This is a genomic window from Streptomyces sp. NPDC058051 (assembly GCF_042885475.1).
In the GTDB taxonomy this organism is placed as follows: domain Bacteria; phylum Actinomycetota; class Actinomycetes; order Streptomycetales; family Streptomycetaceae; genus Streptomyces.
This window is the reverse complement of the sequence record NZ_JBHVRW010000009.1, coordinates 168175-185129: the sequence shown is the minus strand read 5'-3', so window position 1 is coordinate 185129 and position 16955 is coordinate 168175. Positions and strand designations below refer to the sequence as shown.

Annotated in this window: 14 protein-coding genes, 1 tRNA gene and 1 pseudogene; 4 read left to right on the top strand and 12 right to left on the bottom strand. The window is 70.4% G+C overall.

What is annotated here, in order from left to right:
* Positions 1–74: 74 nt before the first annotated feature.
* The 3 genes from ACFVUT_RS17025 to ACFVUT_RS17015 all read right to left on the bottom strand — a co-directional run bounded on the left by ACFVUT_RS17025 (position 75) and on the right by ACFVUT_RS17015 (position 2453).
* Positions 75–677 carry a Uma2 family endonuclease gene (locus ACFVUT_RS17025; protein WP_389649282.1) on the bottom strand — a complete coding sequence of 201 codons (603 nt, stop codon included), beginning with the start codon at positions 675–677 and terminating at the stop codon, positions 75–77.
* A gap of 91 nt (positions 678–768) precedes the next feature.
* Positions 769–1455, bottom strand: a complete 687-nt coding sequence (locus tag ACFVUT_RS17020; RefSeq protein WP_389648861.1) for a TetR family transcriptional regulator — start codon at positions 1453–1455, stop codon at positions 769–771.
* Positions 1452–2453: an acyl-CoA desaturase gene (locus ACFVUT_RS17015; RefSeq protein WP_389648864.1), complete on the bottom strand. Its 1002-nt coding sequence runs from the start codon at positions 2451–2453 to the stop codon at positions 1452–1454. Before ACFVUT_RS17015 ends, ACFVUT_RS17020 begins: the two co-directional genes overlap by 4 nt.
* A 339-nt stretch (positions 2454–2792) precedes the next feature.
* Here ACFVUT_RS17015 and ppc point away from each other — a divergent pair, with 339 nt between their 5' ends.
* The gene (gene ppc, locus ACFVUT_RS17010) at positions 2793–5522 is read left to right on the top strand and encodes a phosphoenolpyruvate carboxylase (protein ID WP_389648867.1); all 2730 of its coding nucleotides are present in this window, start codon (positions 2793–2795) and stop codon (positions 5520–5522) included.
* A gap of 258 nt (positions 5523–5780) precedes the next feature.
* On the opposite strand, the gene ACFVUT_RS17005 is transcribed toward ppc, so the two are convergent.
* From ACFVUT_RS17005 to ACFVUT_RS16975, 7 genes are all read right to left on the bottom strand, one after another.
* The gene (locus ACFVUT_RS17005) at positions 5781–6251 is read right to left on the bottom strand and encodes a hypothetical protein (RefSeq protein ID WP_389648870.1); all 471 of its coding nucleotides are present in this window, start codon (positions 6249–6251) and stop codon (positions 5781–5783) included.
* A 253-nt stretch (positions 6252–6504) separates the two neighbouring features.
* Positions 6505–7098 (bottom strand): aminoacyl-tRNA hydrolase, encoded by a 594-nt coding sequence (gene pth, locus ACFVUT_RS17000; protein ID WP_389648873.1) that lies wholly within the window; start codon positions 7096–7098, stop codon positions 6505–6507.
* 151 nt (positions 7099–7249) lie between these two features.
* A complete protein-coding gene (locus ACFVUT_RS16995; protein WP_389648876.1) occupies positions 7250–7834 on the bottom strand; it encodes a 50S ribosomal protein L25/general stress protein Ctc in 585 nt (194 codons plus the stop codon).
* Between the two features lie 183 nt (positions 7835–8017).
* A complete protein-coding gene (locus ACFVUT_RS16990) occupies positions 8018–8992 on the bottom strand; it encodes a ribose-phosphate diphosphokinase (RefSeq protein WP_389648879.1) in 975 nt (324 codons plus the stop codon).
* 120 nt (positions 8993–9112) lie between these two features.
* On the bottom strand, positions 9113–10561 hold the full coding sequence (glmU, locus tag ACFVUT_RS16985; RefSeq protein ID WP_389648881.1) for a bifunctional UDP-N-acetylglucosamine diphosphorylase/glucosamine-1-phosphate N-acetyltransferase GlmU: 1449 nt from the start codon (positions 10559–10561) through the stop codon (positions 9113–9115).
* Between the two features lie 110 nt (positions 10562–10671).
* Positions 10672–10744 (bottom strand) — tRNA-Gln (locus ACFVUT_RS16980).
* A gap of 15 nt (positions 10745–10759) precedes the next feature.
* The gene (locus tag ACFVUT_RS16975) at positions 10760–11623 is read right to left on the bottom strand and encodes a hypothetical protein (RefSeq protein ID WP_389648884.1); all 864 of its coding nucleotides are present in this window, start codon (positions 11621–11623) and stop codon (positions 10760–10762) included.
* A 155-nt stretch (positions 11624–11778) separates the two neighbouring features.
* On the opposite strand from ACFVUT_RS16975, the gene ACFVUT_RS16970 reads away from it, so the two are divergent.
* Complete coding sequence (locus ACFVUT_RS16970) at positions 11779–13095, top strand: sensor histidine kinase (RefSeq protein ID WP_389648887.1); 1317 nt, start codon at positions 11779–11781, stop codon at positions 13093–13095.
* A gap of 159 nt (positions 13096–13254) precedes the next feature.
* Here ACFVUT_RS16970 and ACFVUT_RS16965 read toward each other — a convergent pair whose 3' ends face one another.
* Together ACFVUT_RS16965 and ACFVUT_RS16960 are read right to left on the bottom strand one after the other, a co-directional pair.
* Positions 13255–13794: an SUKH-3 domain-containing protein gene (locus ACFVUT_RS16965; RefSeq protein WP_389648890.1), complete on the bottom strand. Its 540-nt coding sequence runs from the start codon at positions 13792–13794 to the stop codon at positions 13255–13257.
* Positions 13795–13801: 7 nt separating this feature from the next.
* Positions 13802–14326, bottom strand: a complete 525-nt coding sequence (locus ACFVUT_RS16960) for a YwqJ-related putative deaminase (RefSeq protein ID WP_389648893.1) — start codon at positions 14324–14326, stop codon at positions 13802–13804.
* 303 nt (positions 14327–14629) lie between these two features.
* On the opposite strand from ACFVUT_RS16960, the gene ACFVUT_RS16955 reads away from it, so the two are divergent.
* Both ACFVUT_RS16955 and ACFVUT_RS16950 read left to right on the top strand, forming a co-directional pair.
* The gene (locus ACFVUT_RS16955) at positions 14630–15607 is read left to right on the top strand and encodes an SMI1/KNR4 family protein (protein ID WP_389648896.1); all 978 of its coding nucleotides are present in this window, start codon (positions 14630–14632) and stop codon (positions 15605–15607) included.
* A 5-nt stretch (positions 15608–15612) separates the two neighbouring features.
* Positions 15613–16955: pseudogene (locus ACFVUT_RS16950) on the top strand (hypothetical protein); the annotation flags it as partial.

Genomic DNA, 16955 nt, shown 5'->3' with positions numbered 1-16955 from the left:
GCGCGGACGCCGTCGGCAACCGGCTGGAGTCCCTGGAACCGGTGGAGTCCTGGAGCCGCGCGGAATGACCGGCGTCAGAGCCGGTCGAGCGCGTCCAGCGTGATGTCGATGTCGATCGGGAACGGGACACCGGTCTTCAGCCGGTCGTGGTGGATCCCGGTCAGCGCGTACGCCTTGGACAGCGGATCCAGCTCATAGACCCGCACCACCGGGTGCTGATCCGTACCCGCCATGTCCACCAGCCAGAAGTTCGGGATACCGGCCGCCGCGTACTTCTGCGGCTTGGCATCACGGTCACGGGCCTCGGAGTCGGGGGAGACGACCTCGACAGCGAGGAGGACATCGGCGGCCTGGAAGCGGGTCTGGTCAAGGTCGGTGACGGCGTCGGCGCGAACGACGGAGATGTCCGGCTCGGGGCCGTTGCGCCGGTCGAGGACCACGGTCATTTCGCGCTCCGCCTTCAGATTCACCGGGACAGTGGCGCGCAGACCGTTCATCAGAAGATCGATCATCTTGGCGTGGAAACGCCGCTGTGGACTCACAAAAACCAGGCTCCCGTCGAGCAGTTCCGTGTGCGGCGGGAGATCGGGCAGGGTGAACAGGTCGTCCACCGTGTATCCGTCCTGGGGCGGCACCGGCCAGCGGGAGCTGTGCGCGGTGATCGGCTCGGCGGTCATGGTTCCTCCCATGGACGGGATTCTTGGCCCTACCGACCACGGTACGGGCCGTTTCCCCGTCCCGTCATCACAACGAGTGACCGCGCCCGGTTCAGCTCTTGCGGTGCCCTATCAGCCGCGGCTTCGACTCCAGGTTCTCCAGGCCGTGCCACGCCAGGTTCACCAGATGAGCCGCGACCTCCGCCTTCTTCGGCCTGCGGGCGTTGACCCACCACTGCCCGGTCAGCGCCACCATCCCGACCAGCGCCTGGGCATACAGCGGAGCCAGCTTCGGGTCGAAACCGCGAGCCTTGAACTCCAGCCCCAGAATGTCCTCCACCTGGGTGGCGATATCGCTGATGAGAGAGGCGAAGGTGCCCGTCGACTGGGCGACGGGCGAATCACGGACCAGGATGCGGAAGCCGTCCGTGTACGTCTCGATGTAGTCGAGCAGCGCGAACGCGGCCTGCTCCAGCAGCTCACGGGGATGACCGGCGGTCAGCGCACCCGTGACCATGTCGAGGAGCTGGCGCATCTCGCGGTCGACCACCACGGCGTAGAGGCCCTCCTTGCCGCCGAAGTGCTCGTACACCACCGGCTTGGAGACACCGGCCCGGGCCGCGATCTCCTCGACCGAGGTGCCCTCGAAGCCCTTGTCGGCGAAGAGGGTGCGGCCGATGTCCAGCAACTGCTCGCGGCGTTCCTTGCCGGTCATCCGCACCCGGCGGGTGCGCCGGGCGGAGGAAGGACGGTTGTTCTCGCTGCTGGTACTGGAGTCGGTCGCCACGTCGACAATCATGCCGCGTCGGCACGCGCGCGGTCGCGCCGGGAGCCGATCCGGCGGGAGTCGACCCGGGCCGAGTCCGGCCAGCGCACATCGGACGCCCAGCCCAGCATCTCGAACCAGCGGATCAGCCGGGCGCTCGAATCGATCTGGCCCCTCAGCACGCCGTGGCGCGCACTCGTCGGGTCCGCGTGGTGCAGGTTGTGCCAGGACTCGCCGCAGGACAGGACCGCGAGCCACCACACATTCCCGGACCGGTCACGGGACCTGAACGGGCGCTTGCCGACCGCGTGGCAGATCGAGTTGATCGACCAGGTGACGTGGTGCAGCAGGGCGACCCGTACGAGAGAGCCCCAGAAGAAAGCGGTCGCCGCACCCCACCACGACATCGTCACCAGACCACCGACCAGCGGCGGCAGCAGCAGCGACACGGCCGTGAACGTGAGGAAGTGGCGGGAGATCCCGCGGATCGCCGGGTCCTTGATCAGGTCCGGCGCGTACTTCTGCTGCGGCGTCTGCTCCTCATCGAACATCCAGCCGATGTGAGCCCACCACAGGCCCTTCAGCAGAGCCGGAAAGGTCTCGCCGAACCGCCACGGCGAATGCGGATCGCCCTCCGCGTCGGAGAACCGGTGATGCTTGCGGTGATCGGCCACCCAGCGCACCACGGGGCCCTCCACGGCCAGCGAACCCGCGACGGCCAGCGCGATGCGCAACGGGCGCTTCGCCTTGAACGAACCATGCGTGAAGTAACGGTGGAAGCCGATCGTGATGCCGTGGCAGCCGATGAAGTACATCGCCACGAGCAGACCCAGATCGAGCCAGCTCACACCCCGGCCCCAGGCCAGCGGCACCGCCGCGACCAGCGCCACGAACGGCACCACGATGAACAGCAGAAGGGCGATCTGCTCGATCGACCGCTTGTTGTCCCCGCCGAGCGTGGCGGGGGGAAGGACCTGACCGTCGGCCGCCGATCGCTGGGCGTCGTCGATCACGGCGGGACTGGAATTCATGGGGAGTCCCCTGGGGATGAGGAGTACGACGGACAGCCCTGGCTACGGTTCCGTAACCTACGGCTACGTAAGTATGGCAGCGCACAGGCCCACCGCACGAGAGCACGACGGGCCGCCCACGAACGGGAAACCCGAACGGGGCGCGAGCGGTGCCGAAGGAGTGGACACCTATCCTGGTGGGGTCGGACAGCGCGGTCCGCACTCTGCCTTCCCCGGGGTGCTGCCGGCACCACAGCCGGCCGCGGCCCCGGAGAACACGCCCACCCGTCTCCCACCACCACCCTTGTTGGGAGTCGCTGAGCGACGCACCTCCTCATTCACTGCAAGGAGCCGCACACTGTGAGCAGTGCCGACCAGACCCCCGCCGCCAGCCCCGAGCTTCGCGCCGACATCCGCCGCCTCGGTGACCTGCTGGGCGAAACCCTCGTACGCCAGGAGAGCCAGGAACTCCTCGACCTCGTCGAACGAGTCCGCGCCCTGACCCGCACCGACGGCGAGGCCGCCGCCGCCCTCCTCGGCGAGACCGACCTGGAGACCGCCGCGCAGCTCGTGCGCGCCTTCTCCACCTACTTCCACCTCGCCAACGTCACCGAGCAGGTCCACCGCGCCCACGAGATGCGGGACCGGCGCGCCGCCGAAGGCGGCCTCCTCGCCCGCACCGCCGACCGCCTGAAGGACGCCGACCCCGCCCACCTGCGCGAGACCGTCAAGAACCTCAACGTGCGCCCCGTCTTCACCGCGCACCCCACCGAGGCCGCCCGGCGCTCCGTACTGAACAAGCTCCGCCGCATCGCCGAACTGCTGGAAACACCCGTCATCGACGCCGACCGGCGCCGCCAGGACCTCCGGCTCGCCGAGAACATCGACCTCATCTGGCAGACCGACGAACTGCGCGTCGTCCGGCCCGAGCCCGCCGACGAGGCCCGCAACGCCATCTACTACCTCGACGAACTGCACACCGGCGCCGTCGGAGACGTACTGGAGGACCTCGCCGCCGAACTGGAACGAGTCGGCGTCGAACTGCCCCCGGGCACCCGCCCCCTCACGTTCGGCACCTGGATCGGCGGCGACCGCGACGGCAACCCCAACGTGACGCCCGCAGTCACCCGCGAAGTGCTGATCCTCCAGCACGAGCACGGCATCACCGACGCACTGGAACTCGTCGACCACCTGCGCGGCCAGCTCTCCAACTCCATCCGCTACACCGGCGCCACCGACGAACTGCTGACCTCGCTCCAGGCCGACCTGGAACGCCTCCCCGAGATCAGCCCGCGCTACAAGCGGCTGAACGCCGAGGAACCGTACCGCCTCAAGGCCACCTGCATCCGGCAGAAGCTCGTCAACACCCGCGAACGCCTCGCCGCCGGCACCCCGCACCGCCCCGGCTGCGACTACCTCGGCACCGCGGAACTCCTCGCCGACCTCGCACTCATCCAGACCTCACTGCGCGAGCACCGCGGCGGCCTGTTCGCCGACGGACGCATGGACCGCACGATCCGCACACTCGCCGCGTTCGGCCTCCAGCTCGCCACCATGGACGTACGCGAACACGCGGACGCCCACCACCACGCCCTCGGCCAGCTCTTCGACCGGCTCGGCGAGGAATCCTGGCGCTACGCCGACATGCCCCGCGACTACCGCCAGAAGCTGCTCGCCAAGGAACTCCGCTCGCGCCGCCCGCTCGCCCCGACCCCGGCCCCGCTGGACGCCGCGGGCGAGAAGACCCTCGGCGTCTTCCACACCGTCAAGGAAGCCTTCGAGCGTTTCGGCCCCGAAGTCATCGAGTCGTACATCATCTCGATGTGCCAGGGCGCCGACGACGTCTTCGCCGCCGCCGTCCTGGCCCGCGAGGCCGGACTGATCGACCTGCACGCCGGCTGGGCCAAGATCGGCATCGTGCCGCTCCTGGAGACCACCGACGAGCTGCGAGCCGCCGACGTCATCCTCGACGAAATGCTCGCCGACCCCTCGTACCGCCGGCTCGTCTCCCTGCGCGGCGACGTGCAGGAGGTCATGCTCGGGTACTCCGACTCCTCCAAGTTCGGCGGCATCACCACCTCGCAGTGGGAGATCCACCGGGCACAGCGCCGACTGCGCGACGTCGCACACCGCTACGGCGTACGGCTGCGGCTCTTCCACGGCCGCGGCGGCACCGTCGGCCGCGGCGGCGGCCCCTCGCACGACGCCATCCTCGCCCAGCCGTGGGGCACCCTGGAGGGCGAGATCAAGGTGACCGAGCAGGGCGAGGTCATCTCCGACAAGTACCTCATCCCGGCGCTCGCCCGGGAGAACCTGGAGCTGACGGTCGCGGCCACCCTCCAGGCCTCCGCGCTGCACACCGCCCCCCGCCAGTCCGACGAGGCCCTGGCCCGCTGGGACGCGGCGATGGACACCGTCTCCGACGCCGCCCACTCCGCCTACCGCAGGCTGGTCGAGGACCCGGACCTGCCGTCGTACTTCTTCGCCTCCACCCCCGTCGACCAGCTCGCCGAACTGCACCTCGGCTCCCGCCCCTCACGGCGCCCGGACTCCGGCGCCGGCCTGGACGGCCTGCGAGCCATCCCGTGGGTCTTCGGCTGGACCCAGTCACGGCAGATCGTGCCCGGCTGGTACGGCGTCGGCTCCGGGCTCAAGGCACTGCGCGAGGCCGGTCTGGACACCGTTCTGAACGAGATGCACGAGCACTGGCACTTCTTCCGCAACTTCATCTCGAACGTGGAGATGACCCTCGCCAAGACGGATCTGCGGATCGCCCGCCACTACGTCGACACACTCGTCCCGGACGAGCTGAAGCACGTCTTCGCCGACATCGAGGCCGAACACACGCTCACCGTCCAGGAAGTCCTGAAGGTCACCGGCGAGTCCGAACTGCTCGGCACCAGCCCGGTGCTCCAGCAGACCTTCGCCATCCGCGACGCCTACCTCGACCCGATCTCCTACCTCCAGGTCTCGCTGCTGGCCCGCCAGCGCGAGGCGGCAGCACGCGGCGAGGAAGCGGACCCGCTGCTCGCCAGGGCCCTCCTGCTCACCGTGAACGGTGTCGCCGCGGGCCTGCGCAACACCGGCTGAACCACCCGGGACACGGACGCGGCCCCGCCCCGGCGGGCGCCGCCCCGCTCCGGAGGTGCTGTCCCGCACAGTGGGCACGGCACGGCACGGCACGGCTCGGCTCAGCACGGCACGGCACGGCTCGGCACGGCACGGCTCGGCACGGCACGGCTCGGCTCGGCTCGGCACGGCACGGCTCGGCTCGGCTCGGCACGGCACGGCACGGCACGGCGCGGCTCGGCTCCGGACATGCGTCCCGCTCGACGGGCGCGGCTCTGCTCAGAGGGCGAAGAACGTCGCCACCAGCAGGGTCGCGCCCGCGATCCCGGTGCCCCAGGCGATCCGGGGCAGCCGCAGACCGCCGCCGATGATCAGGGCGGCCAGCACCAGCGCACCGCCCAGCGGCACCCAGGCATGCAGGAACCCGGGAGTCCCGGTGCGTACGACGTCATCCGTGCCCGGCTTCACGACGACCGGGAAACTGTCTCCTCGGCGCGCCGCGACGGACTTCTCGACCGTCACCCGCGGGCGCGCGGTGGCCTGTCCGGACGGTGCGAACGGGCCGGTACAGACATCGGCGCCACAGCCCGTCACCGTCATGGTGCCGTGCTCGCGGCCCTTGGCCAGAACGATGTGGTGCGCCGAATCCCACGAGGACAGCACGCCTGCGACGAGCAGCAGCAGGACGACACAGCCCATGGCGGCCTTGCGGGCGTGGACCAGGGCGCGGTGTGAGGAGCTCCGCTTCATGGGGAGCGATCCTTGGGCAGAGCAGCGCACGCGGTCAACTTGTGGCCGAAAATCGCCGGGGTACCGGCGGGAATGTCAGAGTTGTGCGCGCTGTCGCCGTAGCCGTCGTCGGGCGCGGACAGCGCGCTTCAACCGCACACCGTCCAGCGCGGACACCACGTCTCAACCCCGGACACCACGCCTCAACCCCGGACCGACCTGCCTGCTCGACCTGCCCAACCTGCTCGACCTGCCGGGACCGTAGCCGTACCAGCTACGAGTTGTACGTGCTCTGCGCGCGCTCCAGCCCCTCCGCGAGCAGGCACTCCACCGAATCGGCGGCCCGGTCCACGAAGTAGGCGAGCTCCTTGCGCTCGGTGGACGAGAAGTCCTTCAGCACGAAGTCGGCGACCTGCATCCGACCCGGCGGCCGGCCGATCCCGAACCGGATCCGGTGGTACTCGGCACCCATCGCCTTGGTCATCGACTTGAGCCCGTTGTGCCCGTTGTCCCCACCGCCCAACTTCAGCCGGAGCGTCCCGTAGTCGATGTCCAGCTCGTCGTGGATCGCCACGATGTGGTCGGTCGGCACCTTGTAGAAGTCGCGCAGCGCGGTGACGGGACCACCGGAGAGATTCATGTACGACATCGGCTTGGCCAGGATCACCCGGCGGTTCGCGGGGCCGGGCGGGCCCATGCGGCCCTCGACGACCTGCGCCTGGGCCTTCTGCGCGCGCTTGAACTTCCCGCCGATCCGCTCGGCGAGAAGGTCGGCGACCATGAAACCGACGTTGTGCCGGTTCGCCGCGTACGAGGGGCCGGGGTTGCCGAGGCCCACGATCAGCCAGGGCTCGGTGACGTCGGACATCTGCGCTCGGTCTCCTCACGTACGGAAGGTTCCGGGTGGCCCGGTTGCGGGAACTGGCCCGTCTGCACGGACCGGCCCGGTTGCAGGGGAACGGGGCGGCGGCCCCGGCTGGGGAACCGCCGCCCCGTCAGTGAAGCAGAACGGGCGAGGCTCAGGCCTCGGCGCCCTCTTCGGTGCCCTCGGCGGCCGGCTCCTCGGCCTGAGCGGCGACGACCTGCAGGACGACGGCGTCCTCGTCACCGGCCAGCACGGCGCCCTTGGGCAGCGGGATGTCCTTGGCGAGGACGGACGCACCGGCGTCCAGGCCCGCGACGGAGACCGTGACGGACTCCGGGATGTGGGTGGCCTCGGCCTCGACGAGCAGGGTGTTCAGCACGTACTCCAGCAGGTTGCCGCCCGGAGCCAGGTCGCCCTCGGCGTGCACGGCGATCTCGACGTTGACCTTCTCGCCGCGCTTGACGGTCAGCAGGTCGACGTGCTCCACGTGGCCCTTGATCGCGTTGCGCTGCACAGCCTTGGGGATGACCAGGGCGTCCTTGCCGTTGACCTCCAGGCTGATCAGGACGTTGGCGGTCTTGAGCGCCATCATCAGGTCGTGGCCCGGCAGGGTGATGTGAACCGGCTCGGCACCGTGGCCGTAGATGACCGCGGGAACCAGGTTGGCGCGGCGGGTGCGACGGGCGGCGCCCTTGCCGAACTCGGTACGGGCCTGGGCGGCGAGCTTGACCTCAGCCATGACTGCACTCCTCGTAAGGTGACGAAAATCGGACGGTCACCCGGCCCACGACAGGCCTGCTACGAAGAGCGCGTCGATAACGGACCGCCGTACATACGAGTACGGCCTCCCTCGCCGAGCAACTCGATGAGTCTACCCGGCAAGGGAGGCCGCGCCCAAAGTGGATCTTCCGAGCGGTCCTGCCTACTGCTCCTCGAAGAGGCTGGTGACCGAGCCGTCCTCGAAGACCTCGCGCACCGCGCGCGCGATCGTCGGGGCGATCGAGAGCACCGTGATCTTGTCGAGCTCCAGCTCACCCGGGGTCGGCAGCGTGTCCGTGAACACGAACTCGCTGACCTTGGAGTTCTTCAGGCGGTCCGCGGCCGGACCGGAGAGGACACCGTGCGTGGCCGTCACTATGACGTCCTCGGCGCCGTGCGCGAACAGGGCGTCAGCGGCGGCACAGATCGTGCCACCCGTGTCGATCATGTCGTCGACCAGTACACAGACCCGGCCCTTGACGTTGCCGACGACCTCGTGGACGGTCACCTGGTTGGCGACGTCCTTGTCACGACGCTTGTGCACGATCGCCAGCGGGGCGTCCAGACGGTCGCACCAGCGGTCGGCGACGCGCACCCGGCCCGCGTCCGGGGAGACGATCGTCAGCTTCGAACGGTCGACCTTGGCACCGACGTAATCGGCCAGGATCGGCAGCGCGAAGAGGTGGTCGACCGGGCCGTCGAAGAAGCCCTGGATCTGATCGGTGTGCAGGTCGACGGTGAGGATGCGGTCGGCACCCGCCGTCTTCATCAGGTCGGCGACCAGACGGGCCGAGATCGGCTCACGGCCGCGGTGCTTCTTGTCCTGGCGGGCATAGCCGTAGAACGGCACGATCACCGTGATGGAACGGGCCGAGGCGCGCTTCAGCGCGTCCAGCATGATGAGCTGCTCCATGATCCACTTGTTGATCGGAGCGGTGTGGCTCTGGATCAGGAAGCAGTCGGCGCCACGAGCGGACTCCTGGAAGCGGACGTAGATCTCACCGTTGGCGAAATCGAAGGCCCTCGTCGGCACGAGGCCGACACCCAGTTGGTGCGCAACCTCCTCGGCCAGCTCGGGGTGGGCGCGGCCGGAGAAGAGCATCAGTTTCTTCTCGCCGGTCGTCTTGATCCCGGTCACAGCACAGTCTCCTCGGACGTGTTCCTGGCGCCGCACGCATGTGTCCCGATGGGCGACGAGCCAGCCGAAATGGGGTGAGCATCTATCACGGTACGCCGTGCTCGGCGCACCTGTTTCCGGTCAGCTTTCGCCTTCGCGCTCCGAGGTGGCGGCCTGGGCCGCCTGGGCGGCGGCACTTCCCGGCCGCTTGCGCGCCACCCAACCTTCAATATTCCTTTGCTGGCCACGGGCGACAGCCAGTGAACCGGGCGGTACGTCCTTGGTGATGACCGAGCCGGCCGCGGTGTAGACACCGTCCCCGACCGTGACAGGCGCCACAAACATATTGTCCGAGCCCGTACGGCAGTGGGAGCCGATCGTCGTGTGGTGCTTGGAGACGCCGTCATAGTTCACGAACACGCTGGCGGCACCGATGTTGGTGTGGTCGCCGATCGTCGCGTCGCCGACATAGCTCAGGTGCGGGACCTTGGTGCCCTCGCCGATCGTGGCGTTCTTCATCTCCACGTACGTACCGGCCTTGGCCTTCGGGCCGAGCTTGGTGCCGGGACGCAGATAGGCGTACGGACCGACCGTCGCCCCCGCGCCGACCTCGGCCCGGTCCGCGACGGTGTTGTCCACGCGGGCGCCCGCGCCCACGACGGTGTCCGTGAGCCGGGTGTTGGGGCCGACCTCGGCGTCCTCGGCGAGGTGCGTGGTGCCGAGCAGCTGGGTGCCCGGATGCACGAGCGCGTCGCGCTCGTAGGTGACGGTGGCGTCGATCAGCGTGGACGCCGGATCCACGACGGTCACACCGGCGAGCATGGCCCGCTCCAGCAGGCGCTGATTCAGCAGGTGGCGGGCCTCGGACAGCTGGACCCGGTTGTTGATGCCGAGGATCTCGCGGTGGTCGTCGGCGACGGAGGCACCGACCCGGTGTCCGGCCTCGCGCAGGATGGAGAGCACATCGGTGAGGTACTCCTCGCCCTGGCTGTTGTCGGCTCGGACCTTGCCGAGCGCGTCCGTCAGCAGCCGGCCGTCGAAGGCGAAGACCCCGGAGTTGATCTCCTGGATCGCACGCTGGGCGTCGGTGGCGTCCTTGTGCTCGACGATCTCGGTGACCGCGCCGTCGGCCGGGTCGCGGACGATCCGCCCGTAGCCGGTCGCGTCCGGGACCTCGGCGGTCAGCACGGTCACGGCGTTGGCGTCGGCCGCGTGGGTGGCGGCCAGTGCGGTGAGCGTCGCGCCGGAGAGCAGCGGGGTGTCGCCGCAGACGACGATCACGGTGCCCTCGACGGTCCCACCCAGCTCGTCGAGCCCGACGCGCACCGCGTTCCCGGTGCCCTTCTGCTGGGCCTGGTAGGCGGTCCGCAGCCGGTCGTCGACGGCGGCGAGATGCGCGGTGACCTGCTCGCTCGCATGGCCGACGACCACGACGAGGTGCTCCGGTTCCAGTTCGCGGGCGGTGGCGACGACATGTCCGACGAGCGAGCGCCCGGAGATCTCGTGCAGGACCTTGGGGGTCTTCGACTTCATGCGGGTGCCCTCACCCGCTGCGAGGACGACGACGGCTGCCGGGCGTTCGGAGCTCACGGAAATGCCCTTCGGCTTCGGGTGGTGGGACGTCTGAAGGATACCGAAGGCGTATGAGGCGGACATGAGTACGGGCCCCGACCGCGAGGGTCGGGGCCCGTACTCATGGGCTCCGCCGCTAGGACTCGAACCTAGACCGAACATCTCCAAAGGATGCCGTGCTGCCGATTACACTACGGCGGATCACTGCGTCAGACCTTACCCGAGCCGGAGTTGGGCTTGGCCAGTGATTCCGCGCCACCACCCCTCAATACGACGATACAAGTCGGCGCCTTTGGACACCCGGATGACGAGACATCCCCTGTACTCGGCGCCCACGTTCTTCCGTACCGTCTTGGGGTTGTGCTTCTTCAGCGTCGTCTTCTGGAAGGCCGAGACGTCTGCGTGGACAAGGCCGGCCCAGTAGAGCTCGGCGGCCGTCACGTCGGCGGACTCATGGATCATCACTCGGTACCGCAGGCGTTCCCGCTCGATGCCCAGCAGGTCGAGCCATGCGAGAAAGACCTGCACGACGTCCGGGTCGCTGTTGATGAAGGCGACTGTCTCCCGTCGGCTGTACGACTTGTCCTTGCTCCCCTCCGCCCAGTAGAGGGCCACACCTGCGAAGAAGAGTTCCCGGTCACTCATCGTTCCCACCTCGCCCTCGGCGGCGACCTTCGTCCGCTGCCGTTCGGCGTCCCGTGTCGCCAGCTCGTGGTCCCAGCGCATCCGCCCGGCAAGTCGAGCCTGCTCGACAGCACTGTGATCGGGCACCGGCTTCGGAAGGTCCCGCACCCACAGCGAGATCGAACTCTTGGAGCACCCCAGCTCCACCTGGATCCGGTCGTACGTCATGCCCTGGCGCCGCAGCTCTCGCGCCTTCTCCCGCAGGTCGTCCTTGGCGTTCGGGCGCTTCGTCCACTCCGGGGCGGGCTCGCCCTCCAGGAGGCGGTTGAGGATGTCGTTGTTGTGGACGTGGAGGCGGTCGCGGATCCGGCGGCGGCTCAGGCCCTCTCGTCGCAGCGCGACGGCCTGCCTGCGGAGGCCCTCGAAGTCGGCGTACCTGCCTGTGGTTTCCGTCATACGGTGAGTGTCGTCCGGAATGCGGACGTCCGGGGCGGGGGTGTGCCCGATTCGCCATTTCGGGCGACTGTCGCTCGTTTCATCGCTGTTCGAACGCACGGTGTGCTGTCCAGGTCGCCCGAAAATGAGGTGCGTCCACCCGTAGGGTGGACGGCATGACCGCAACGGGGGCATACCGGGAAGCCGCGGGTACGACCACCCGTGGCTATGGGTGGTGGGAGCGGCGGCGGGGTGTCGCCCTGGATGTGGGGCTCGCGCTCCTGTCGGCGCTGGAGTGTGCGCTGGAGGGGGTGGAGTTCGCCGGGGACACCGGGCTGCCGGTGCCCGTCGGTGTGGTTTTCGGGCTGCTCGCGGGGGCTGTGCTGGTGGTGCGGCGGCGTTGGCCGATCGCCGTGGTGCTGGTGTCGATCGCGACGACGCCCGCCGAGATGGGCTTTCTGATGGGCCTGGTCGGCCTCTACACGCTGGCCGCGTCCGAGGTGCCGCGGAGGATCACCGCGGTGCTGACGGGGATGTCCTTCGTGGGGGCGTTCATCGTCACGTACGTACGGTTGCGGCAGAGCGTTTCCGAGCAGGCCGACTTCGGGCCGGGCGACTGGTACGTCCCTCTGGTCTCCCTTCTCATGTCGCTCGGGCTGACCGCGCCGCCGGTGCTGTTCGGTCTCTACATAGGGGCCCGGCGGAGGCTGATGGAGAGCCTTCGGGAGCGGGCGCAGTCGCTGGAGCGGGAGTTGTCGCTGCTCGCCGACCGGGCCGAGGAGCGGGCGGAGTGGGCGCGTACGGAGGAGCGGCACCGGATCGCCCGTGAGATGCACGACGTGGTCGCGCACCGGGTCAGTCTGATGGTGGTGCACGCGGCCGCGCTTCAGGCGGTCGCCCCGAAGGATCCGGCGAAGGCCGTGCGGAACGCCGCACTGGTCGGCGACATGGGCCGGCAGGCGCTGACGGAGCTCCGCGAGATGCTGGGTGTGCTGCGGAACGGGGAGTCCCGGCCGCCGGGGTCCGCGCAGGTGCCGCTCGCCTCGGTCGGCCGGGCGGTGGCGGACGCGGGTGCGGGTGCGGGTGCGGAGGACGGGCCCCGGCTGGACGAGGTGGAGACCCTGGTCGGGGAGTCGAGGGCGGCCGGTATGACGGTGGAGCTGTCGGTGGACGGCGAGGCCCGTTCGTACGCGCCCGAGGTCGAGCAGACCGCGTACCGGGTGGTGCAGGAGGCTCTGACGAACGTGCACAAGCACGCGGCGGGGGCGAGGACGTGGGTGCGGCTCGCGCACCGGGGCTCCGAGGTCGCGATGCAGGTGGAGAACGGGCCGTCGGACGCGGCCACGGCGGATGCCGGTCTGCCGAGCGGCGGCAACGGGCTGGTCGGCATGCGGGAGCGGGTGCTGGGGCTCGGCGGTGTGTTCGTCTCGGGGCCGACGGACGTGGGTGGCTTCCGGGTGTCGGCGGTGCTGCCGGACGAGGGCGCGGCCTGACGGGGCGGGTCGGGCGCGTGTCGGCGGTGCTGCCGGACCAGGGCGCGGCCTGACGGGGCGGGTCGGGCGGTTTTGGCGTTTGGGGCCGGTCGTCGGGCTGGGGGCCGGCCCGTCCGGCGAGGGCGGGTGGGCCGCCGGGCGGGCCCGGTGTCCGGCCGCTCAGCCTTCCGGGGTGAGGCGTTCCGGCTGGATGCCGCCGATCAGGGTCGCCAGGGCCTGGTCGATGTCCGGGCCGAGGTACCAGTCCCCGGTGTGGTCGATGCTGTACACGCGCCCCTGTATGTCGATCGCGAGGACCGCCTGTCCGTCGCCCTCCTCGCCGAGCGGGCTGACTTCGGTGTCCAGGGCCCGGCCGAGGTCGCCGAGGGTGCGGGCGAGGTGCAGCCCGCGCAGCGGGTCGATGCGTACGGGGGCCGGTGCGATCTGCCGGCCGGGCGTGGACGCGGTGATGTGCAGTCCGCCGAATTCCGCCCAGGCTTCCACGGCCGCGGGGAAGACCGCGTGCTGATGTCCGGCGGGCGACGCGTGCGAGCGCAGTGCGTCGGCCCACTCCTCGGCCTGGCGGATGTCCCAGCGGCCGGGCTGCCAGCCCGCGGTGCGCAGGGTGGCGTCGACGGCGGCGGGGAAGCGGGGCGGGGTGCGGTGGTCGCTGTCCGGGGGGCCCGCCTGTCCGGGCAGGTCGGTTCGGTCGTGCTTCACAGCGTGGTCAGCCCTTCTCGGCGGTGGTCGTCGCCCCGGTGGCCGTGAGGTCGACGGGGCGTACGCCGAAGTGGGCGAGCAGCGCGGCGCAGGAGCGGCACGGGGGTGCGTAGCTGCCGTGCATCGGGTCGCCGTCCTCACGGATGCGCCGTGTGGTGAGGCGCGCGTGCTTCAGGGCGCGGCGGGCCTCGCCGTTGGTCAGCGGCTTGCGCTGGGCCCGTTTGGAGCGGCCGGCTTCGGCTGCGGTGAGTTGCCGGGAGAGGAGTATCGCTTCGGGGCAGCGGCCGGTGAAGCGTTCGCGTTGGCCGCTGGTGAGGGTGTCGAGGAAGTCCTGGACGAGGGGGTGGAGTACGGGGGGCCGGTCGCCCTTGCCGGCCGTGCAGGTGAGTGTTTCTCCGCGTACGGACAGGGCTGCGGCCACCGCGGGCAGGATGCCGTCGCGGCGGTGCTGGAGACGGGGTGTGCCGCTGGTTGCGGTGCTGCTCCAGCTGAGGCGCGGATCCCCGGATGTGGCTGTCTGTGCGTTGTGCATTGGTGCTTTCCCTCCCGTGCCCGCGGCGGTAGCCGCGTGATGTGCACGCCCCCGAGTTGCGGTGACAGCCTGCCAAATGTCCCGGCTGGTGTGGAAGCTGGGGCGGGGAAACACGCTTTTGTGTCGCTCGGTGGGGGCATGCCGGTCGCTTGTGCGTCACGTCGCTGTGACGTTTCGTGACGGATGGGGAGAGGGGTGGTACAGGGGCGAGACCCGCTCTTGCGCCACCGCATAGGCTGTGCCCGGACCGCCCCCTTGGGCAGGTCGGTCCTCACCAGCCAGACGCAGCAGGGGGCAACCGCCATGACGACAGGTCGGCTCGGGCAGCAAGCCGCGCCACCGAACGCGGCCTATGCCGGGCAGCTCGTGCATTTCCCGGACCCGGTCCGGGCGTCCCGCCACCCGAGAGGCGTGCGCATGGACGGGAACGGGAGCCCGGACTTCGCGCCGTATGCGCGCGCCGCCGCTGAGATCGCCGAGCCGCCGCAGGGTTTCGGTATCGATGAGCTGCGGCTCACCGACTACGTTTCGGCGAACGCGGCGCTGGCGGCGAGCGGTCATGAGCTGTGGGACACGATTCCCGCGGTCGCCACCCCGCACGGCTGGACCTGGCACCACGTCCCCGGCGGTCGGCGCATGGAGCTGGTCCCGGTCGAGGTGAAGGCGCTGCTGAGGCACCACGGTGGCCTCGCGGTCGCCCCGGTCGACCAGAACAAGCGTGGCACGCGCCCGCTCCAGGAGACCCGGCCCGCGCATTTCCGGCTGCCCAAGGGGGCTGTGGCGGTGAGCGAGCAGCAGGTGCTGGGGGTCGAGGAGGATCTCGGCTACCGGCTGCCCGGTGCCTACCGTTCCTTCCTGAAGGCGGCGGGTGGTTCGGCCCCGGTGGGGGCGGCGCTCGATGCGGAGCTCGGGCTCCTGGTCGACCAGCCGTTCTTCACGGTGCGCGAGGAGGCCGCCGTGAACGATCTGGTGTACGTCAACAAGTGCCTGCGGGACCATCTCACCAAGGACTATCTGGGTGTCGGCTTCGTCCAGGGCGGTCTTCTCGCGGTGAAGGTGAGGGGCGATGCCGTGGGCTCGGTGTGGTTCTGCCCGTACGACGACGCCAGGGACCGGGACGGCTGGAGCGTGCAGGAGCGGGTGGGCCGGCTGCTGCTGCCGTGCGGCAACGACTTCGACGCCTTCCTGCAGCGTCTGGCGGGCAATCCGCCGGAGCTGGAGACCGTGGCGAACCTGATGGTGGACGGCGGCTTCGCGCGGGTCGTCCCGGTGGAGGGGTGAGCGCGATGGTGACGTTTGCGCAGGCGCAGGAGCGTGCGGACGAGTGGATCAACGGTGATGTGTCCGCGTACCAGCACCGTGAGGTGCGGGTGCGGGAGTTCGAGCTGGGTTTCGTCGTGTGGGGCGAGGACCGTGCCGAGGGTCCGGTGTCGGACGGGGGCCGGCAGCGGCTGGTGATCGCCAGGGACAGTGGTGAGGCCACCTTGTGGCCCGGGCTGCCGGTGGGTGAGGTGATCCGGCGGTACGAGGAGGAGTACGGAGCGCAGGATGCGGCGTCGGCTGCTCCGGAGCCGCCGCAGCGTATCGATCTGAATCAGACGTCGTTCCTGTTGAGCCCTCCGGAGTGGCTCCAGGAGGCGGCGGACAAGCTGGGTATCCCGGACCGCCGGGCGGACCGGGACGGGGCTGCGGCCCCGTCGGCCGCTCCGCTTCCCGTCGCGCCGGCCGGGCCTGCCGCTCCCGTGGGTGAGCGGGGTGGACCGGTCGCGTACGAGCCGACTGCCAACGACGGCGTTCCGGCAGGCCCGCCGCACGTGCCCGTCGGTTCCACGCCCTGGGCCGGGACGGACACGAACGGGGGTTCCGACGACGGCGCGGTGGCCCTGCCGGCCACGGTGTTCGCGCCGCCGTTGTCGGGCTCCGACGACGACGGAACTCCGCCGCCGGTCGTACCGGCCGATGCGCCTACGGCCCTGATGTCCGGGGGCAGCGGGCTGCCCGCGACGGCGATGGTTCCGGGGCTGGACCAGCGGGGAAGGGGCGGCGGCGCGCCCGCGCCCGGAACACCGGTCCCCCCGGGGGGACCGGGCGCCCCCGGTGCTCCCAGTGCCGGTGACATCGCGGATGCCGCCACCAGCAAGGCCGCGGTGTCCCCGAGGGGTGCGCGCGGGGGCGGTGCGACGACTCCGCCGCCGCCCGGCGCCCCCGGCACCCCGGGTGCCCGGCCGGGCCCGCCCGTGCCGCCGCCGTCGGGACCGGGTGCGCCCGGCGCCCCGGCGGGCGGGTATCTGCCGACGCAGCTTGTTTCCCAGCAGGGTCCGCCGGGGGTTCCGGGTGCGCCGCAGCCTCCTGGTCCTCCGGGGCCGCCGGTTCCGCCTGGTTCGACTCCGCCGCCGGGTGGTGGGGTGCATCATGCGGCGACGATGTTTGCGGATCCGAGCATGGGTGGTCTGTCCGTGCCGCAGCCTCCGGGTCCGCCGGGGGTTCCGGGTGCGCCGCAGCCTCCTGGTCCTCCGGGTCCGCCGGTTCCGCCCGGTTCGACTCCGCCGCCGGGTGGTGGGGTGCATCATGCGGCGACGATGTTTGCGGATCCGAGCATGGGTGGTCTGTCCGTGCCGCAGCCTCCGGG